The sequence below is a fragment of the Ruegeria sp. AD6 genome (genome assembly GCF_056542325.1).
Genome location: NZ_JBQFZQ010000003.1, coordinates 23077 through 40683, shown reverse-complemented (window position 1 = coordinate 40683; position 17607 = coordinate 23077). Strand labels below are relative to the sequence as shown.

The following is a 17607-nucleotide window of genomic DNA, read 5'->3' as shown; positions in this document are numbered from 1 at the left end:
ACACTCCTTATTTTCCAAGACAGAAGCTTGAGAAGATTTCGTCCAACAAATCTTCGACCCCAATTCTGCCGACCAAAACCTCAAGCGCGCGGATCGCGGTGCGCAGTTCTTCTGCTGCAATATCATACAGGTCCGGGCCTGATTCCAGAACCGACATGGTAACGGTCAACGCCTCTTTAGCGTTGATCAGCGCAATCCTGTGCCGTTCACGGGTAGATATACCATGGCTAGTGGTTCGTTCACTTAGAACACACGATATGTTGGAAATCAGCTCATCTATCCCTTGCCCGGTTTTACCCGAGACACCGAGCGTTACACCTTGCTGAAGATCCGCTTTCGGCCTGACCTGAATGTCATCGGACCGCATTTCGACGCCAAGCTCTGATGGATCGTCGGTGAGGAAAACACGCAAGTCAGCAGCTTCCGCGCGCTTTTTCGCCAGCGCAATACCCAGGTTTTCGACATGATCTTCGGTGTCGCGCAATCCGGCCGTATCCAACAGAGTGACCGGCAGCCCGGCCAGATCCATGCGCACTTCGATCACATCCCGCGTTGTACCCGCATATTCCGACGTGATTGCAGCCTCGCGCCCGGCCAAAGCGTTCAACAGAGTGGACTTGCCTGCATTGGGCAGGCCTACAATGGCAACTTCGAACCCGGTTCGTATGCGTTCTGCGATCCGAACACTGTCTGCTTCGCGTTGCAACTCTGTGCTCACGCCTAAGATCAACTGCCGGACTTCCGGGGTCACATCGGTGGGAACCTCTTCATCGGCGAAATCAATCACAGCCTCCAACAGGGATGCAGCCCGGATCAGATCGCGCCGCCAGCGTTCGGCCAGATTACCCAACTCTCCGGCCAGAATCGTCTGTGCCTGTTTGCGTTGCGCTTCGGTTTCGGCGTCGATCAGGTCTGCCAGACCCTCGACCTGAGTCAGGTCCATCTTGCCGTTTTCAAGGGCGCGACGGGTGAATTCTCCGGGTTCGGCCAGACGCAACCCGTCAGTCTCAGACAGGCATCGCATCACAGCATTGACGGCGGCGGTACTGCCGTGGATTTGCAACTCGGCGACGTCTTCACCGGTAAAGCTGGCCGGGGCCCGAAAGGTCAGGATCAGCCCATCATCCAGACGCGCGCCATCTGCGTCCCGCAGGGTGCGCAGGTTCATACCCCGCGGCGGAAGAGGGCCACCGGCTATCTTTTCCGCAGCGGTACGGGCGACAGGACCAGAGAGGCGGATGACCGCCACCCCTGCTTTGCCTTGCGCGCTGGCCAAGGCGAATATCGTATCCATTCGAAGGCCTCGCGTGGGTTAAGACCTGTGTCAGGTGTTCATCGAATCGAAGAACTCGCCGTTTGTCTTGGTCTGTTTCAACTTGGACAACAGGAACTCGATGGCGTCGGTCGTGCCCATCGGGTTGAGGATACGACGCAGAACGAAGGTCTTGGCCAGATCGCCCTTGTCGACCAGCAGGTCCTCTTTCCTTGTACCGGACTTGAGGATGTCGATCGCCGGGAACACGCGTTTGTCGGCAATCTTGCGGTCCAGGACGATTTCCGAGTTACCGGTGCCTTTGAATTCTTCGAAGATCACCTCGTCCATCCGGCTGCCAGTGTCGATCAGCGCCGTGGCGATGATGGTCAGCGAGCCACCCTCTTCGATGTTCCGTGCCGCGCCAAAGAACCGCTTGGGCCGTTGCAGGGCGTTTGCGTCCACACCGCCGGTCAGAACCTTACCCGAGGATGGCACCACGGTGTTGAACGCCCTACCAAGTCTTGTGATCGAGTCGAGAAGAATAACAACATCTCGTTTGTGTTCGACCAGACGCTTAGCTTTTTCGATCACCATCTCGGACACGGCCACGTGACGGGTCGCCGGTTCGTCAAAGGTCGAGGATACAACCTCACCCTTCACCGAGCGCTGCATGTCCGTCACCTCTTCGGGGCGTTCGTCAATCAGCAGGACGATCAGATAGCACTCCGGGTGGTTCTGTTCGATGGAATGGGCGATGTTCTGCAGGATCACTGTCTTACCGGTCCGCGGCGGGGCCACGATCAGCGACCGCTGACCCTTACCGATGGGCGAGACCAGATCGATCACGCGGGCCGATTTGTCCTTGATGGTCGGGTCTTCGATCTCCATCTTCAGCCGCTCATCTGGGTAGAGCGGCGTCAGGTTGTCGAACAGGATTTTGTGCTTGGCCTTTTCGGGGTCTTCAAAGTTGATTTTGGTGACCTTGGTCAGCGCAAAATACCGCTCGCTATCATCAGGCGCTTTGATTTCGCCTTCAACGGTGTCGCCGGTGCGCAGCGAATGCAGGCGGATCATGTCAGGCGAGACATAGATGTCATCGGGACCCGGCAGATAGTTCGCCTCGGGCGAGCGCAAGAAGCCGAAGCCGTCCTGCAGAACCTCAAGCACACCATCGCCGCCAACGGTCCAGCCCTCATCCGCGCGTTCGCGCAGGATCTGGAACATCATCTCGCCCTTGCGCATGGTCGAGGCGTTTTCGATTTCCAGCTCTTCGGCCATCGCCAGAAGGTCTTTGGGGCTTTTGGCCTTCAGGTCGGCCAGATTCAGAGAGTCAGTGGACATGATAAATACCTTCACCGCTGACAGCGCGGCACGAAGTGGAATTTCAGTACGGAAGATACGCCGCCCGGACGGGCGTGTTACGGCTTAGATAAGCGCTTACTTAAGCAGAGTCAAACGGTGCCTCAGAACTTCAAAACGACCGCCAGGACGATGATTACCATCAAAACGGTCGGAACCTCGTTCATCATGCGATACTGCCGCCCTGTGAGCGTATTTCGCCCCTCAACGAAGTCCTTGCGCCGCGCCATCAGCCAGTGATGGAACCAGGTCATCCCGATCACGGCTGCACCCTTGAGCCAGGGCCAGACAAAATCCCATCCGACGATGCCCGGCGTGAACACCATGATCAGGCCACACACCCAGGCCACGATCATCGCGGGACGCATGATCACGCGCAGCAGCTTTTCTTCCATTTCAAAGAAGATCTCTTGCGCGCCATCGACGGCCTGCGCCTTTTCAACGTGATAGACGAACAATCGGGGCAAATAGAACAGGCCAGCCATCCATGAGATCACGGCCATGATATGCAGTGCCTTCACCCATGGGTAGATCGTGAAAAGCAGATCAGTCATTCCGGCTCCGGTCGTTGCTCGGAACCCTCCCTAATAAAAAAATAAGAAAGAAGAAAGGAAGATGGTTTTGTAGGGTGCGTAATTTCCGTGGATTACTTTTTTACCCCTTGGTTTTCCCCAGGTGGACAGTTTTGACGAGACGCAGGCCGATTCTGTGAGTTTTATAAATAGATATTAAATAACAGATACTTATCACTATATCATCTAACACCCTCTGGGGATAACTGCCTGAATATCTATGGGGGATTCAGTTATCCCTTGGTTCCGAGTTATCCTTGTCCCGGATGGACAGTGTTCGGGCGACTCGGGGAAGTTTCGAGCAGATTTCCCGGGCTTGCGTGTCAATCGGAAAACCATACAAAGCGTCCAAGAACGCTCAACGATTTGCACACGGGGTTGTCCACATGTCTGTCCCCATCATCCTGGCCTCGGGCTCAAGCATTCGCGCGCAGCTGCTGGAAAATGCAGGCGTGCCCTTCACCGTGCAGGTGGCGCGCGTGGATGAGGATACCATAAAGCGCGCGCTGCTGGCTGAAGAGGCCTCGCCCCGCGATATTGCAGATGCGCTGGCCGAGATGAAGGCGCGCAAGATCAGCGACAAGTCCCCCGGCGCGATGGTGCTGGGTTGCGATCAGGTGCTGGATTTCGAGGGCCAGTTGCTGTCAAAACCGAAAACGCCCGAGGACGCGTTTGCGCAGCTTAAGGCGATGCGGGGTAAACGCCATATGCTGTTGTCAGCGGCCGTGATCTATCAGGATGGTGAGCCGATCTGGCGGCATATAGGACAGGTCCGCCTGCGGATGCGGATGAGTTCCGAAGCTTATCTGCGTGATTACATCGACCGCAATTGGGACAGCATTCGCCACTCGGTCGGGGGCTACAAGCTGGAAGAAGAAGGTGTGCGCCTGTTTGCAACCATTGACGGCGACTATTTTAACGTTTTGGGTATGCCCTTGTTGGAACTGCTCAACTATCTGGCTGTCAAAGGGGTGATCGATCAATGACGGACTATCGGGTACCTCTGGCCGGGGTGATCGGGCATCCGATCGGGCATTCCCGGTCGCCCAAGCTGCATGGGCATTGGCTGAAGACTTATGGCTTGTCCGGGCATTACATTCCGATGGACGTGGCCCCTGCGGATCTGGAGACTGTGCTGCGAACCCTGCCCAAGGCCGGGTTTGTAGGCGCAAACGTGACCGTGCCCCATAAAGAAGCCGCTTTACGGATTGCCGATCATGTCTCTGACCGGGCAACTGTGATCGGGGCCGCGAATACGCTGGTGTTCCGCGAGGATGGCTCGATCCATGCCGATAACACCGATGGGTACGGGTTCATGGAGAACCTGCGCAGCGGCGCACCGGACTGGAACGCTCAGGACGGGCCAGCCGTGGTGTTTGGGGCTGGTGGGGCGGCGCGCGCGGTTCTGCAGGCCTTGGCCGATGCTGGCGTGCCCGAGATTCTGCTGACCAACCGCACTCGTGCGCGTGCGGACCATCTGAAAGAAGAGTTCGGTCAACGCATCACCGTGGTCGATTGGGTTCAGGCCGGAAATGTCGTGGAAAATGCTGAGCTTGTGGTCAACACAACCTCGCTGGGCATGCAGGGTCAGCCGGAATTGCGCGTGCCGCTGGATGGGTTGCAGCCCGGAGCGGTGGTGACCGATCTGGTTTACGCGCCGCTAAAGACCAACCTTCTGAAAACAGCAGAAGAGGCCGGGTGCACCACGGTGGATGGCCTTGGCATGTTGCTGCATCAGGCGGTTCCTGGGTTCGAACGTTGGTTCGGTGTCCGCCCCGAGGTTGACGCCGACACCCGCGCGGCGGCCCTGGCATGAGCTTTGCGCTTGGCCTGACCGGCTCGATTGGCATGGGGAAAAGCACCACGGCGCAGATGTTTGTCGATGAAGGCTGCGCGCTGTGGGATGCGGATGCGGCGGTGCATCGGCTTTATGCGCCGGGTGGTGCGGCGGTTGCGCCGATGGGTGCGGCCTATCCTGACGCCATCATCGACGGATCGGTCAGCCGGGAGGCGTTGAAACAGATCATTTCACAGGACGGGTCCGCGCTGAAAGCCATTGAGGCCATTGTCCATCCTCTGGTCGCGGCGGACCGGGCGGCTTTTCGCGAAAGCGCGACGACAGACATTCTGGTGTTCGACATCCCCCTGCTGTTCGAAACCGGCGGAGATGCGGCAATGGACGCGGTCGCCTGTGTCTCGATCCCGGCCGAAGAACAAAAGCGCCGGGTCATGGCGCGCGGCACGATGACCGAGGCGCAGTTTGAGCAGATCAGAGCCAAACAAATGCCAAATGACGAAAAATGCGCCCGGTCGGATTATGTGATCGTGACCGACACTCTGGACCACGCCCGCGTGCAGGTGCAGGATGTGGTCAGGCAAATACGGGCGGGGTTGGCAGATGCGTGAGATTGTACTCGATACCGAAACCACGGGCTTTGATCCCGAAAGCGGCGACCGGATTGTCGAGATCGGCGCGGTCGAGCTGTGGAACCATGTGGCCACGGGTGAGACCTACCACGTCTATATCAACCCCGAACGGTCGATGCCCGAAGAGGCGTTTGGTGTGCATGGAATTGGCCCCGACCTGCTGGAATCCCCACGCCCGCCGGAAAAGGGTGAGGTGACGCTGAAAGACAAGCCCGTTTTTGCCAAGATCGGTCAAGGTTTCCTGGACTTCATCAGGGATTCAAAACTGGTGATCCACAACGCATCCTTCGATATGAAATTCCTGAATGCGGAACTCAGATGGATGAATCTGCCGCAGATTCCCATGGACCAGGCGCTGGATACGCTGGCCATAGCGCGCAAACGGTTTCCAGGCTCACCCGCGTCATTGGACGCGCTGTGCCGCCGGTTCAACATCGACAATACCAATCGGGTGCTGCACGGGGCGTTGCTGGACTCGGAAATTCTGGCCGAGGTCTATCTGGAACTGATCGGCGGTCGGCAGCCCGATTTCGGCCTGTCCACCTCGGCTGCATCAGGTGCAGGTGGTGCGGATGACTGGCGTCCGACGCCGCGCGCAACAGCCCTGCCCCCTCGGATCACCGATGAGGAACGCGCAGCGCATGAGGCTTTTGTTGAAAAACTGGGCGACAGCGCCCTGTGGACCCGCGCCTGAACCGGTCAGGCACGGGTCAAACCCTTAGGCGTCGGTCTTTTCGGCCTGAGCGGCCTGACGACGCATCAATTCGTTGCGGTAGAGTGCCACGAAATCGATATTGTCCAGGTTCACCGGCGGGAAGCCACCGTCGCGGGTGATGTCGCTGACGATGCGGCGCAGGAACGGGAACAGCATCCGCGGGCATTCGATCATCAGGAACGGATGGATCTGATCCTCTGGCACGCCTTCCACGTGGAACAGGCCGCAATAGTCCAGTTCGCACAGGAACAGGACATCGTCCATGCCCTTGGCTTTCGAGGTCAGTTTCAGCTTGACCGAAACCTCGTACTGATGCTCGGTCGGGCGCTTCTTCGCGTCCAGGTTCACCTGAACCTGAATCTCGGGCTGTACGTCACCCGACACGCCTTTTTGCGCCATGACGTTTTCAAAGGACATATCACGGATGAACTGTCCCAGAACACGCATCTGAACCTGCGGGGCAGCTTGGGCCGCAGTGTTTTCTGCAGCGTTTTCTTCGGCCATGGATCTACTCCAAAAATGAAATTCGACACTGCTTAGCAACTTGAGGGCGGTACCTCAATGCTGGGGCGGGCCTTCGACCCATTTTGAAGGCTTCGAGGGCTCTTTCCTTGGGCGCACCTCGGTAAATTCTCCGTCAATCACGTCGCCCTGATCGAAGGGGCTGCGCCCGGCCTGAAACCCGGCACCCGTGCCCATCTGGAACTGGGTGACTTTGACTTTGGACTTCAGATACCGGAACACGGCCACCCGAACGCCCGGAATAAGCAGGGCAAAACCAATGGCATCGGTGAAAAATCCGGGTGTCAGCAGCAATGCGCCGGATAACAGGATCATGGCCCCATGGGCCAAAGGCTCGGTCGGGTCGTCCAGCTTGGCAAAGGATTGCTGCAATTGTCCCAGCGCCATGCGACCTTGTGTCCGCACCAAAACAGTGCCCAAAACCGCTGTCAGGACCACAATTCCCAGCGTTGGCCATAGGCCGATCAGACCACCCACTTGAATAAACAGGGCGATTTCGATGATCGGAACCAACAAAAATGCCAAGAACAGATACATTTGCGTTATCCTTTCCATATGGCCGGGCTGTGGACTTGCCACCAACTGTCACCTACATAGTGGCAGGAGGCCGCGTACACAAAGTCTCGGTTCTGAAAAGAGGATGAAATGAACGAACCCATGATCCAGTTGCTGGTCCTGGCCGGAATTGCCATTTTCCTGATCCTGCGCTTGAAAAGCGTATTGGGTTCGCGTGAAGGTTTCGAGAAACCTCCTGTTCCGCATCAGCCCGATACGGGCGCATCCCGTCGTGATTTCGAGGTGATCGAAGGCGGCCCCGATCATGACATCACCGACCACGTCCCCGAAGACAGCGAACAGGCGCAGACCCTGGCCGCGATGAAGCGGGTCGAGCCCAGCTTTTCCGTCAGCGAGTTTGTTCAGGGCGCGCGCGGTGCTTATGAGATGATCGTGATGGGGTTCGAAAAGGGCAATCTGGACGAAATCCAGCCCTTCCTGGCGGAAGATGTGTTTGACACATTCGTCTCGGTTGTCGCGGCCCGCGAAGATCAGGGCCTGACCATCGAGGCCGAGTTCATCGGTGTGCGCGAAACCACGCTTGCGGATGTGTCCTTCGACAAGGACACCAATGAGGCCGAGATCACCATGAAATTCGTTGGTGAGCTGACCTCGGTCGTGCGCGATCGCGGGGGTGACATTATCGAAGGCAACCCGAACACCGTGAAACGCCAAAAGGACAGCTGGACCTTTGCCCGTGTGATGGGCAAGGACGATCCGAACTGGCTGCTTGTTGCCACGGACGCATGATTGCCACGCTCCGGTCGCTTTTACTGGTGGGCGTCATGACCACCGCCAGCGCCGCCGGAGCCGAGGCGACGCGATCTATCCTGTCGTTTGACGATCTGCAGGGCTGGGCCGAGGATGACCACGGCGCGGCCCTTTCCGTTTTTCTCAACACCTGCGGCGATCTGAAAGACCCCGATTGGCGCGCGTTATGTGGCGTGGCCCGGACCTACGACGCCGATGCCGCGCGGGCGTTCTTTGAGCTGTTCTTTCGCCCGGTTCTGGTCGAAGACGGTGAAGACGCACTGTTCACCGGGTATTTTGAACCCGAACTGGACGGGTCGAAAACCCGCTCCGACCGGTTCAAATACCCGATCTACAAGATGCCGCCCGAAGCGCGGGCCGAAGGTCCGTGGCTGAGCCGCAGGGACATCCTGACCGGCGATGTGATGCAGGGGCGCGGGCTTGAGATCGCCTGGGTCGATGATCCGGTCGAGCTGTTCTTTCTGCAAATTCAGGGCTCGGGGCGGGTTCGGTTGCCGGATGGTGGGGCATTGCGTGTTGGATACGGCGGCGCGAATGGTCATCCCTACCGGTCGATTGGCGTGGAATTGGTTCGGCGCGGGATTTTGGGCTCGCATGAGGTCAGCGCTCAGATGATCCGCGCCTGGGTGCGCAAGAACCCCGAAGCCGGGGCGGAACTGCTGTTTCACAACCCATCTTATGTGTTCTTCCGCGAAGTCAGCCGCGTTGCGCCCGAACTAGGGCCGCTGGGGGCCATGAACCGATCCATCACCACCATGCGCAGTATCGCCGCCGATCCGGCCTATACGCCGCTGGGTGCCCCTGTCTGGGTGGAAAAAGACGGGAAGAACCCGCTGCGTCGATTGATGATCGCGCAGGACACCGGCGCGGCGATCAAAGGCGCGCAGCGGGCGGATATTTTCTTTGGAACCGGGGATGATGCAGGTCAGGCGGCTGGGCGGTTGAAGGATCCCGGCCGCATGGTTGTACTGCTGCCGATCCAACGCGCCTACGCCCTGTTGCCGGATGAATTCTGATGACCCGGCGCAAACTGACCAGTGAAGAGATCGATCTGTGGCGCAAGGTCGCCAAGCAGGCTGAGCGGCTGCACCCCGAGATCCCTCAGACCGTGCACCCGACGACCTTGCCGAAACCAACGCCCAAGAAACTGCCGAAACCGCGGATCGAGGCGTTTGAACTGGGTCAGAGCCATCAGGGCAAGTCGTCCGGGAACACGCTGAAGCCGTCGATCACGGAAACGCTGCGGTCTGCACCGGTGCAGATGGACACCAAGGCGTTCGGTCGCATGAAGCGCGGCAAGTTGAAGCCCGAGGGCAAGCTGGACCTGCATGGCATGCGGATCGATACGGCGCATCCAGCGCTTGTGCGCTTCGTGCTGACCGCGCAGGCACAGGGAAAGCGGCTGGTGCTGGTGATCACCGGCAAGGGCAAAGACCGCGATGAGCCCGGGCCGATCCCAACACCACGTGGCGTGCTGCGCAATCAGGTGCCGCATTGGCTGTCGATCCCTCCGCTGGCGCAGGCGGTGATGCAGGTGACGCCCGCCCATATCAGCCATGGCGGGGATGGGGCGTATTACGTCTATCTGCGGCGCTCACGTTAGAAATCGGCCTTGGCACGGTGAATGCCCAGCCAGATCAGCGCGCAGACCAGCAGGAAAAACCCGGCGACCCACAGAAATTGCGCGCTGAGTGAAACACCAAGGTCGATCAGCACGCCGGTCAGAACCGGGCCGATGGCGGATCCCAGAACCATCAGCGCTGTTGCCAATGCCTTGATCGCGCCGATATGCCGGGTGCCGTAGAACTCGGCCCAGAAGGCGCTGGGCAGGGTGTTATGTGCCCCTGCGGTGATGCCCAGAAAGATCAATCCGATCATAGCATTGCCGATGGTGTCCGAATAGGCCAACACACCAAATCCGATGGCCATGGGGATCTGGTAAAACGGCATGATCCGCGCGGTGCCCCATTTGTCCAATGCCCAGCCTGCCGCAAACATGGACAGGATCGAAACCCCCGTGAATATCGGAAACAAGGCAACCAGCTGGATATGAGGCCAGTCCTTGACCTCGGCCAGATGTACCTGATGGAAGAAGAAGGCGGTGATGAAGGCGGACGGCCCCAGAATGGCCGGGGCCATGCACCAGAACAGCGGATGAAACAGCGCCTCATGTCGGGTCCAGTGACGCCCCTGCATACCGGTTGCCGCGTATTCGTCCGCAAGGGCTTGGGGCGTTCGTTCCTGACGCAGCAAACGGATCAGAACCGGGATGCCCAGCAGGATCAGACCCGCCGCAATGACCCAAAGCCAGCGCCAGTCCAGAAACGCCATCGTAGCGACAAAGGTCAAAGGCAGCAGCGATTCGCCAATCGAATAACCCAATGAGGCGATGGACAGGGCTTTGCCCCGCGATGCGGTGAACCAACGCGCCATCGCCACCTGCGCCAGATGGACGCTCATCCCCTGCCCGAACAGGCGCAGGAAAAAGACAACCAGCGGCAACAGAACGATCCAGCTGTTCAGCGCCATCGCCAGCGCGGCCAAGGCCAGACCTGCCAGAACGACGGGGCCCAGCGCCCGCACGCGGAAGACGTCGGTCAGCCCCCCGGCCCAGACCATCACGCCTGCCGCCACCAGCGTACCCAGCGAATAAAGCCCGCCCCAGGCCCCGTGGCTTAGCCCGTAATCCGCCCGGATTTCCCCTGCGAAGATCGAAATGAAGAAAGTCTGCCCAAAGCTGGACAGGAAGGTCAGCAATAATCCTGTGCCAAGCCAGGATGCGTTGTCGAAAAGAAACTGACGCAGGCTGAACCGCGTCACGGGGTCGACACCTCGGCCTGTCCGGATTCGGTCAGAACAATCTCGGTCGCGCCTGTTGGATTGCGCTCGCTGGGCGGAACCAGAATATCGATGCCCGGCCTCTCATCCGGCCCGAACGTGTTGCTGACCCGTCGCAGCGAACTGAGAATGGCCAACAGCGCCGGCGAGGTCGCGGCCACAAAATGCGAAGATTGCGCATCGCTGTTAAAGGCGGTCGTGTCGATCACGTTGATCGGAAACTCCTGCAAGGTCTCAATCGAACTGATATTGCCCAGCCGTTCGCCCTCGGCCGTGCCGCGCAGCCGGGCCGAGACGTTCAGGATCTTGTCCTTCTGCGATACCATCACGATGAACGGGTCAGGCGGGGTCGCGATCCGGCTCATCTGCGAGCGGAACAGATCCACATCCAGATCGGGTGAGATCAGGACAACCCCATCAAGGTTGCGTTTCGACCAGCCGGGCTCCTGAAGTTCGGCCTGTCGCATCATCTCCATCGACAAGGCGCTGCCCATGGAATGCGCCAGCAGGATCACGCGTTTGACCCCCATGGACTTCAACTCGCGAATGGTCTGTTCCAATCCGTCGCGGGCAAACAACATGCTGTCCAGATCATATGCATAACCATAGCCGGTCGCCCGGCTGGGCCAGGAATAGACCAGCGTCGTTCCGGGAATGCCGATGTCATGAGACAGCTGAGCCGCGCGAAATATGGTCTCGGTCTGGGTCGAGTTATAGCCGTGGACAAAGATCGTCACATCATCCTGACCCCGCAGATGCTGCCGCAACCCTTGGGCGCCGTTCAGCTGCTCGACTTCCGCCAGTACAAACTCCTTTTGCGGGTTCGGGTTGGCGTAAGAGAATTTCAGGCTGCCGGGCGTATGCGAGGGCGGGATGGACACGGTGGTCTCAAGAAATTGCAGCGCCTCGCCGCGCCGAAAGCCAAAGGATCCGTCAGGTTCACGCGCGCGGGTCGTGCTGGCAAAGACGGTCTTGGGCGTGCCAACCGACAGCGCGGTTGGAACGATTTCCGAAATCGTCCTGTCGACGCAGGCCCCCAGAGACAGGGATAGAAACAATAGGATGAAATAGCGCAACACGACCTGCCCCCGGAACGTTTGGCGCTAAGCTATCGAATTCTGGCCCCACGTCCAGCAACATGGGGCCTGTGCGACGGCAAGTTTCGGCTGAATCTGTTACAGAACGTAACGGCTGAGGTCGGTGGATCTGGTCAACTCGCCCAGATTGTCTTCCACGAATTGTGCGTTCACGGTGATCTCGGCCCCGGCTTGATCCGGTGCATTGAACGAAAGTTCCTCGAACACCCGCTCCATCACCGTGTAAAGCCGCCGCGCGCCGATGTTTTCGACGCTTTGGTTCACATCCGCCGCAATCCGCGCCAGTGCCGCGATCCCGTCTTCGGTAAAGCTGACCGTGACCTCTTCGGTGCCCATCAGGGCGGTGTATTGGCGGGTCAGTGCGTTGTCGGTTTCGGTCAGGATGCGAACGAAATCCTCTTCGGTCAGGGCGCGCAGTTCGACGCGGATCGGCAGACGGCCCTGCAATTCCGGCAACAGGTCGGATGGTTTGGCGATGTGGAACGCGCCTGACGCGATGAACAGGATATGGTCGGTTTTCACCGGGCCATGTTTGGTGCTGACTGTGGTGCCTTCGATCAGAGGCAGCAGGTCGCGCTGCACCCCCTCGCGGCTGACGTCGCCGCCGCGCGCGTCCGAGCGGGCGCAGACCTTGTCGATTTCATCCAGAAACACGATGCCGTTCTGTTCGACCGAGTCCAGCGCAGTCTTGGTGACGGTTTCATCGTCCAGCAGCTTGTCTGCCTCTTCCCCGATCAGCGCGTCATAGCTTTCGGCCACGGTCATGCGCTTTCTGACGGTGCGCCCGCCAAAGGCCTTGCCGAAAATGTCACCCAGATTCATCATCCCCATCTGGCCGCTTGGCTGGCCGGGAATGTCCAGCATGGGCATCGGGTTCGAGGTATCGGACAGCTCCAATTCGATCACCGTATCGTCCAGCTCGCCCGCTTTCAGCTTCTTGCGGAACATCTCACGCGTGCCCTCGCGGGCGTCTTCGCCTGCAATGGCGGTGATGACGCGATCCTCGGCGGCCTCATGGGCACGGGCCTTTACATCCTCGCGCATATATTCGCGGGTCTGGACAATGGCCGCATCGGCCAGATCGCGCACGATCTGTTCGACGTCACGACCCACATAACCGACTTCGGTGAACTTGGTGGCCTCGACCTTGATGAAGGGCGCGCGGGCGAGCTTGGCCAGACGGCGGCTGATCTCGGTCTTGCCGACGCCGGTGGGGCCGATCATCAGGATGTTCTTTGGATAGACCTCATCCCGGATATCGTCGGCCAGTTGCTTGCGCCGCCAGCGGTTGCGCAGCGCCACGGCCACGGCGCGTTTGGCGTCTTTCTGCCCGATGATAAAGCGGTCCAGTTCCGAGACGATCTCGCGCGGGGTCAGGTCGGTCATATGCGTTCTATCCGTTTGTTTCGCAGCGGAACCTAATCATACCGGGCGAAAACACAAGCCGATCACGAAAACATCACGCCAACTCACAGAAAGCACACGGATTTTCGTGGTGATAGGAATCGCCATACCGGCATGGGCTGCGGCATAACCATGCGCGACGGGCAAGCCAGCCCGCGTCAATCTTATGGAGATACCTCATCATGATGACTCGTCGTTCGCTTTTTGTGAAAGCTTAAGCCACCGGCGCGGCCCTGACCCTGGCCGGCACCACCACTGCCCTGGCCGGCGGCGCCAAAAAGAAAGGCAATTTCGAAGGCCGCTCGAACCACATCACAAGCGGTTCGGTGAAACTGGTCAAGGATGGCGACCGTTACATCGTTGAGCTGGGCGACGACTTCTCGCTGGATGGTGGCCCCGATCCGCGCGTTGCCTTTGGTAAAGACGGCACCTACGCCCCCGACAGCAAACTGGGCGCGCTGCTGAACCTGACCGGCAAGCAATCCTATGCCGTACCGCCGACCATGGATGTGTCGGGCTACAACGAAGTCTACATCTGGTGCGAGGTTGCCGGTGTACCGCTGGGCGTTGCTTCGCTGAAGTAATCACTCTGGTCGGAGGTCGGGTTTTCCGGCCTCTGACACGCCGTTAGGTAACAGGACAACTGTCTGTTACACTCGCCCCAAGGTATTGGAACCGGGGGCGTTTTTATGACCAAGATTGCCAAGATCACCTTGCTGTTCGTGGTGTTTGTCGACCTGATCGGGCAAGGGCTGGTCTTTCCGATCATCAATTCCCTGATCATGGAAACCAAATCCGGCTTCCTGCCGGACAGCACCCCCGAAGGCCGGAGGCATTTCTACTATGGGCTCGTGATCGGGTGTTTCTTTCTGTCCTGGTTTCTTGGGGTCGTTTACGTCTCGAAAGTCTCGGATTCCATCGGGCGCAAGAATGCGTTGTTGGTCTGTCTGGGCGGAGCACTTGTCGGCTACGCCCTGACCATCGCGGCGCTGTATATGAACAGCCTGCTGATGCTGATCATCGGGCGCTCGATCACCGGGTTCACGGCGGGCAACCAACCCATCGCGCAGGCGGCGATGATTGATGGCAGCACCGATGCCGCCGACCGCGACCGAAACATGGGCTATATCGTGACCGGTGTCAGCTTTGGCCTTGTCGGTGGCCCGATTATCGGAGCGGTCCTGTCCGATGCCGCCCTGCTGGGCAGTTATGCCACCCTGAAAACCCCGTTCTACGGGGCCTTCGTTCTGGTACTGGTCGCCATCTTCCTCGTGACGACATTCTTCAAGGACACCCGCACAGACCGCGAACCCTTTGTCTTCCGCCCGCGCGACATCACCGACAGCCTGATTGCCGTGCGCGGTCATCCGATGGTTCTGAAAATCCTGCCGGTCTATTCATTCTTCATGATCGCCAATGTGACCTTCTATGTCTTTGTCGACAATTTCCTGACCAGCCGCTTTGGCTATGGCGTGATCGGGGGCAGCATGGCCATGGTGGTAATCGGCGTCGCGCTGGCGTTCTCCAGCACCTTCCTCGTCAAACCCGCGCAAGAGAGGTTCAGCAAGCATTCGATCATCTACACATCACTGATCGCCATGGTGATCTGCGGGCTGGCATTTGCCTTCAGCCCCAGCGGAGTACTCAGCTATGTGCCGGTTTTCCTGTTCTATTTCCTGTTCGGCGTCGCCTATCCGACCCTGCTGGGCCTGTTCTCATCCAGCGTCAGCGAGGCGGATCAGGGCTGGGTCATGGGCGTGACCACCGCCGTTTTCTGTCTGGCGGGTGGCATCATGTCCCTGATCGGCGGTGGGTTGATGAGCATCGATATCCGTGTGCCCTATTACATCGTGGTCATTGCCGCGATTTTCGGGCTGATCGGAATGCACCGCCGCTGGAAAGGGAAAGAGATCAAAGCGCTGTTAGCCTGATATTTTCTCGACCGTCAGATTGCCGTTGGTATAGACGCAAATATCTGCGGCAATCGCCATCGCCTCACGCGCCACTTGCTCTGCCTCTTTGTCGCTGTCCATCATCGCGCGGGCTGCAGCCAAGGCGAAGTTTCCACCCGATCCAATCGCGGCCACGTTATGCTCGGGCTCCAGCACGTCCCCTGCCCCGGTGATCACCAGCAGGTCCTTGCCGTCGGTGACGATCAGCATCGCCTCAAGCTTTTGCAGGTATTTGTCGGTGCGCCAGTCCTTGGCCAGCTCGACCGAGGCGCGGGCCAGTTGGCCGGGCGTGGCCTCAAGCTTGGCCTCCAGACGTTCCAGCAGCGTAAACGCATCGGCGGTCGAACCGGCAAACCCGGCGACCACTTCAAACCCGCCTGGTGTCAGGCGACGCACCTTGCGGGCGGTGCCTTTGATCACGGTCTGGCCCAGGCTGACCTGCCCGTCCCCGGCAATGACGACCTGCCCGCCTTTTTTGACGCCGATGATCGTTGTGCCATGCCAACCGGGAAAATCGCTGTCTGCCATGAAAGCCTCCGTTCTTGTCGGCGTTATATATGGGCCGGGCGCGGGATCGGCGCAACCCGTTGCGAAACTGCCCAAAAGATATGCAGAAAATGCAAATCAGGACTGCCAAACCAGCAATTGTGAGTCTCAGATGAAGACCCTACATGGGCCTCACAACCGACAACGGGTCGGCTGTTTCACATCAAAGGACTGCGCACATGGCAACCACTGCAAACATTCATGCGCCGCTCGGAGCAGCTACCATCCTGCACGTAGTGGACGCGTTCACCAACGCTTTCGAAACCGTTGTCGAATGGAACGAGAGCCGTAAGACCCGCAAGCTTCTGTCGGAACTGAGCGACACACAGCTGGAAGATATCGGTCTGGTTCGCGCGGATATCGCGAAGCTCTGATCCATCGACCGGATCGTCAAATCGGAACAGCCGCCCGGATCCCCGAGCGGCTTTTTCTTTGTCATTTCAAGGCGTATTTACCGACCTGAGACGGCACAAATGCCTCAATTGCAGCCGTTGCCACGACGTGACGGGTGCCAGCCGCCTGATCCACCACGTCCTGTCCCCCCAGCACTGCATGTACTTCGGCCTGTCCGCGCGGAAGGTCGGCCGCCACCTGGGCACAATCGACCTGATCGGGGTTTTGCACGCCGATTGTCACCTGCACCCGCATCTCGCCGTGATCGACGCCAAGATTCGAGAACAGCGTGATCGAGGAGTGATGCAGCGCGTCCTGCACCGCACGCCGCGCGGCCTTGGTATAGTCCTGACCATAGAGGTCATTGCCCATCCCCATTTCCAGAATGATGCGCTGTTCGCTCATTGCACCGCCTCCATGTCGAACGAAACCGCAAGCGCGGCATTGGCAATGACCGTGTGCCCGGTGCCGCCGGGCTTGTCGATGTCCAGACCGCCCTTGGTGACGGTGACACTGGGTGAGCCATAGGGAAATACCTCGACCAGCTTGCTGGTATCCACCTGATCGGGCTGCTGCACCCCGATCTCGACATCGATGATCATCGCCTCTTTCGGAAAGCCGAACAGCTCGGCCATGTTGATCGAGTTATGCCACAACGCATCCTTTATCGCGCGCAGCGCGGCTTCGGTGTAATCCATCCGGCGCAGCGATGTGCCCATGCCGAATTCCACCAATACCCGTGTTTTGGCCATCTGCCCCCTCCGGTTTCTCAATAAAAAAGGCGCCCGGTTGCAGGCGCCTTTGATCTTTCATCAATCCCAACCGGATCAGATGGATTCTTCGATCCAGCTTTGCAGCGCCGCCTTCGGTGCCGCGCCCGCGCGGTTCGAAACGACCTGACCGTCCTTGAAGATGAACAGCGCCGGGATGCCACGGACGCCCATGGCTGCGGCGGCGTTGGGGTTGCTGTCCACGTCCACCTTGGCGATTTTCACCTTGTCGCCATATTCGGCAGCCAGTTCTTCTAGCGCGGGGCCGATCTGTTTGCAGGGGCCGCACCATTCGGCCCAAAAGTCCACAACTACGGGAACGGCCGAGTTCTTGACTTCGGCATCAAAGGTATCGTCGGTAACGGCAACGGTCGACATATTCTGTCTCCTGAATGGGGTAAACTCGGGAACAGAACGTAGGTGCCGGTTCG

At 59.0% G+C, this 17607-nt stretch carries 21 protein-coding genes and 1 pseudogene; 10 read left to right on the top strand and 12 right to left on the bottom strand.

Features of this window, described 5'->3' with window-relative positions; all coding sequences use genetic code 11:
- Positions 1–7: 7 nt before the first annotated feature.
- From mnmE to ACR0KJ_RS08835, 3 genes are all read right to left on the bottom strand, one after another.
- Positions 8–1294: a tRNA uridine-5-carboxymethylaminomethyl(34) synthesis GTPase MnmE gene (gene mnmE / locus ACR0KJ_RS08845; protein ID WP_480626476.1), complete on the bottom strand. Its 1287-nt coding sequence runs from the start codon at positions 1292–1294 to the stop codon at positions 8–10.
- Positions 1295–1324: 30 nt separating this feature from the next.
- Entirely contained in the window at positions 1325–2596 is a 1272-nt protein-coding gene (rho, locus tag ACR0KJ_RS08840) for a transcription termination factor Rho (protein ID WP_170520887.1), read from the bottom strand.
- A gap of 122 nt (positions 2597–2718) precedes the next feature.
- Positions 2719–3168: a CopD family protein gene (locus tag ACR0KJ_RS08835; protein ID WP_480626475.1), complete on the bottom strand. Its 450-nt coding sequence runs from the start codon at positions 3166–3168 to the stop codon at positions 2719–2721.
- 404 nt (positions 3169–3572) lie between these two features.
- Between ACR0KJ_RS08835 and ACR0KJ_RS08830 the strand changes: the two genes are divergently transcribed.
- Genes ACR0KJ_RS08830 through dnaQ form a run of 4 tightly spaced genes read left to right on the top strand, consistent with a single transcriptional unit; the run spans position 3573 to position 6307 of the window.
- Positions 3573–4172: a Maf family protein gene (locus ACR0KJ_RS08830; protein ID WP_480626474.1), complete on the top strand. Its 600-nt coding sequence runs from the start codon at positions 3573–3575 to the stop codon at positions 4170–4172.
- Complete coding sequence (locus ACR0KJ_RS08825) at positions 4169–5002, top strand: shikimate dehydrogenase (protein ID WP_480626473.1); 834 nt, start codon at positions 4169–4171, stop codon at positions 5000–5002. The genes ACR0KJ_RS08830 and ACR0KJ_RS08825 overlap by 4 nt, the downstream gene beginning before the upstream one ends.
- Positions 4999–5592: a dephospho-CoA kinase gene (gene coaE / locus ACR0KJ_RS08820; RefSeq protein WP_480626472.1), complete on the top strand. Its 594-nt coding sequence runs from the start codon at positions 4999–5001 to the stop codon at positions 5590–5592. The genes ACR0KJ_RS08825 and coaE overlap by 4 nt, the downstream gene beginning before the upstream one ends.
- Positions 5585–6307 carry a DNA polymerase III subunit epsilon gene (gene dnaQ / locus ACR0KJ_RS08815; RefSeq protein WP_480583245.1) on the top strand — a complete coding sequence of 241 codons (723 nt, stop codon included), beginning with the start codon at positions 5585–5587 and terminating at the stop codon, positions 6305–6307. Before coaE ends, dnaQ begins: the two co-directional genes overlap by 8 nt.
- A 24-nt stretch (positions 6308–6331) precedes the next feature.
- Here dnaQ and secB read toward each other — a convergent pair whose 3' ends face one another.
- Positions 6332–6832: a protein-export chaperone SecB gene (secB, locus tag ACR0KJ_RS08810; RefSeq protein WP_170453344.1), complete on the bottom strand. Its 501-nt coding sequence runs from the start codon at positions 6830–6832 to the stop codon at positions 6332–6334.
- Positions 6833–6886: 54 nt separating this feature from the next.
- On the bottom strand, positions 6887–7387 hold the full coding sequence (locus ACR0KJ_RS08805) for an FxsA family protein (RefSeq protein ID WP_480626471.1): 501 nt from the start codon (positions 7385–7387) through the stop codon (positions 6887–6889).
- 108 nt (positions 7388–7495) lie between these two features.
- Here ACR0KJ_RS08805 and ACR0KJ_RS08800 point away from each other — a divergent pair, with 108 nt between their 5' ends.
- From ACR0KJ_RS08800 to ACR0KJ_RS08790, 3 genes are read left to right on the top strand one after another with little or no spacing between them, the layout of a single operon-like run.
- Positions 7496–8155, top strand: coding sequence for a Tim44/TimA family putative adaptor protein (locus tag ACR0KJ_RS08800; protein WP_480626470.1), 660 nt, complete (start codon positions 7496–7498; stop codon positions 8153–8155).
- Positions 8152–9192, top strand: a complete 1041-nt coding sequence (gene mltA, locus ACR0KJ_RS08795; RefSeq protein ID WP_480626469.1) for a murein transglycosylase A — start codon at positions 8152–8154, stop codon at positions 9190–9192. The genes ACR0KJ_RS08800 and mltA overlap by 4 nt, the downstream gene beginning before the upstream one ends.
- On the top strand, positions 9192–9779 hold the full coding sequence (locus ACR0KJ_RS08790) for a Smr/MutS family protein (protein ID WP_480626468.1): 588 nt from the start codon (positions 9192–9194) through the stop codon (positions 9777–9779). Before mltA ends, ACR0KJ_RS08790 begins: the two co-directional genes overlap by 1 nt.
- Here ACR0KJ_RS08790 and ACR0KJ_RS08785 read toward each other — a convergent pair.
- The 3 genes from ACR0KJ_RS08785 to hslU all read right to left on the bottom strand — a co-directional run bounded on the left by ACR0KJ_RS08785 (position 9776) and on the right by hslU (position 13497).
- On the bottom strand, positions 9776–10996 hold the full coding sequence (locus ACR0KJ_RS08785) for an MFS transporter (RefSeq protein ID WP_480626467.1): 1221 nt from the start codon (positions 10994–10996) through the stop codon (positions 9776–9778). The genes ACR0KJ_RS08790 and ACR0KJ_RS08785 overlap by 4 nt on opposite strands.
- Entirely contained in the window at positions 10993–12093 is a 1101-nt protein-coding gene (locus ACR0KJ_RS08780; RefSeq protein WP_170520864.1) for an alpha/beta fold hydrolase, read from the bottom strand. The genes ACR0KJ_RS08785 and ACR0KJ_RS08780 overlap by 4 nt, the downstream gene beginning before the upstream one ends.
- A 96-nt stretch (positions 12094–12189) precedes the next feature.
- Positions 12190–13497, bottom strand: a complete 1308-nt coding sequence (hslU, locus tag ACR0KJ_RS08775) for an ATP-dependent protease ATPase subunit HslU (RefSeq protein ID WP_170453337.1) — start codon at positions 13495–13497, stop codon at positions 12190–12192.
- A 251-nt stretch (positions 13498–13748) separates the two neighbouring features.
- Between hslU and ACR0KJ_RS08770 the strand changes: the two genes are divergently transcribed.
- The gene (locus ACR0KJ_RS08770) at positions 13749–14099 is read left to right on the top strand and encodes a DM13 domain-containing protein (protein ID WP_480626604.1); all 351 of its coding nucleotides are present in this window, start codon (positions 13749–13751) and stop codon (positions 14097–14099) included.
- 105 nt (positions 14100–14204) lie between these two features.
- Positions 14205–15446 carry an MFS transporter gene (locus ACR0KJ_RS08765; RefSeq protein ID WP_170520860.1) on the top strand — a complete coding sequence of 414 codons (1242 nt, stop codon included), beginning with the start codon at positions 14205–14207 and terminating at the stop codon, positions 15444–15446.
- Here ACR0KJ_RS08765 and hslV read toward each other — a convergent pair.
- Complete coding sequence (gene hslV / locus ACR0KJ_RS08760) at positions 15438–15995, bottom strand: ATP-dependent protease subunit HslV (protein WP_480626466.1); 558 nt, start codon at positions 15993–15995, stop codon at positions 15438–15440. The genes ACR0KJ_RS08765 and hslV overlap by 9 nt on opposite strands.
- Positions 15996–16192: 197 nt before the next feature.
- On the opposite strand from hslV, the gene ACR0KJ_RS08755 reads away from it, so the two are divergent.
- Positions 16193–16387 (top strand): DUF1127 domain-containing protein, encoded by a 195-nt coding sequence (locus ACR0KJ_RS08755; RefSeq protein ID WP_170453333.1) that lies wholly within the window; start codon positions 16193–16195, stop codon positions 16385–16387.
- Positions 16388–16448: 61 nt separating this feature from the next.
- Here the strand turns inward: ACR0KJ_RS08755 and ACR0KJ_RS08750 are convergent, their stop codons facing one another.
- From ACR0KJ_RS08750 to trxA, 3 genes and pseudogenes are all read right to left on the bottom strand, one after another.
- Positions 16449–16811 carry a Lin0512 family protein gene (locus ACR0KJ_RS08750; protein WP_480626465.1) on the bottom strand — a complete coding sequence of 121 codons (363 nt, stop codon included), beginning with the start codon at positions 16809–16811 and terminating at the stop codon, positions 16449–16451.
- Positions 16808–17158 carry a Lin0512 family protein gene (locus ACR0KJ_RS08745; protein ID WP_170623541.1) on the bottom strand — a complete coding sequence of 117 codons (351 nt, stop codon included), beginning with the start codon at positions 17156–17158 and terminating at the stop codon, positions 16808–16810. The genes ACR0KJ_RS08750 and ACR0KJ_RS08745 overlap by 4 nt, the downstream gene beginning before the upstream one ends.
- Positions 17159–17233: 75 nt before the next feature.
- Positions 17234–17572 (bottom strand): annotated as a pseudogene (gene trxA, locus ACR0KJ_RS08740) (thioredoxin); the annotation flags it as partial.
- Between the last annotated feature and the right edge of the window lie 35 nt (positions 17573–17607).

Excerpts from the sequence above, each read along its gene's own strand:
- coaE (WP_480626472.1), top strand. The coding sequence starts at position 4,999 with ATGAGCTTTGCGCTTGGCCTGACCGGCTCGATTGGCATGGGGAAAAGC.
- dnaQ (WP_480583245.1), top strand. The coding sequence starts at position 5,585 with ATGCGTGAGATTGTACTCGATACCGAAACCACGGGCTTTGATCCCGAA.
- ACR0KJ_RS08755 (WP_170453333.1), top strand. The coding sequence starts at position 16,193 with ATGGCAACCACTGCAAACATTCATGCGCCGCTCGGAGCAGCTACCATC.
- ACR0KJ_RS08800 (WP_480626470.1), top strand. The coding sequence starts at position 7,496 with ATGAACGAACCCATGATCCAGTTGCTGGTCCTGGCCGGAATTGCCATT.
- hslV (WP_480626466.1), bottom strand. The coding sequence starts at position 15,995 with ATGGCAGACAGCGATTTTCCCGGTTGGCATGGCACAACGATCATCGGC.
- ACR0KJ_RS08765 (WP_170520860.1), top strand. The coding sequence starts at position 14,205 with ATGACCAAGATTGCCAAGATCACCTTGCTGTTCGTGGTGTTTGTCGAC.
- ACR0KJ_RS08835 (WP_480626475.1), bottom strand. The coding sequence starts at position 3,168 with ATGACTGATCTGCTTTTCACGATCTACCCATGGGTGAAGGCACTGCAT.
- secB (WP_170453344.1), bottom strand. The coding sequence starts at position 6,832 with ATGGCCGAAGAAAACGCTGCAGAAAACACTGCGGCCCAAGCTGCCCCG.
- ACR0KJ_RS08830 (WP_480626474.1), top strand. The coding sequence starts at position 3,573 with ATGTCTGTCCCCATCATCCTGGCCTCGGGCTCAAGCATTCGCGCGCAG.
- ACR0KJ_RS08805 (WP_480626471.1), bottom strand. The coding sequence starts at position 7,387 with ATGTATCTGTTCTTGGCATTTTTGTTGGTTCCGATCATCGAAATCGCC.
- mnmE (WP_480626476.1), bottom strand. The coding sequence starts at position 1,294 with ATGGATACGATATTCGCCTTGGCCAGCGCGCAAGGCAAAGCAGGGGTG.
- rho (WP_170520887.1), bottom strand. The coding sequence starts at position 2,596 with ATGTCCACTGACTCTCTGAATCTGGCCGACCTGAAGGCCAAAAGCCCC.
- ACR0KJ_RS08825 (WP_480626473.1), top strand. The coding sequence starts at position 4,169 with ATGACGGACTATCGGGTACCTCTGGCCGGGGTGATCGGGCATCCGATC.
- mltA (WP_480626469.1), top strand. The coding sequence starts at position 8,152 with ATGATTGCCACGCTCCGGTCGCTTTTACTGGTGGGCGTCATGACCACC.
- hslU (WP_170453337.1), bottom strand. The coding sequence starts at position 13,497 with ATGACCGACCTGACCCCGCGCGAGATCGTCTCGGAACTGGACCGCTTT.
- ACR0KJ_RS08745 (WP_170623541.1), bottom strand. The coding sequence starts at position 17,158 with ATGGCCAAAACACGGGTATTGGTGGAATTCGGCATGGGCACATCGCTG.
- ACR0KJ_RS08750 (WP_480626465.1), bottom strand. The coding sequence starts at position 16,811 with ATGAGCGAACAGCGCATCATTCTGGAAATGGGGATGGGCAATGACCTC.
- ACR0KJ_RS08790 (WP_480626468.1), top strand. The coding sequence starts at position 9,192 with ATGACCCGGCGCAAACTGACCAGTGAAGAGATCGATCTGTGGCGCAAG.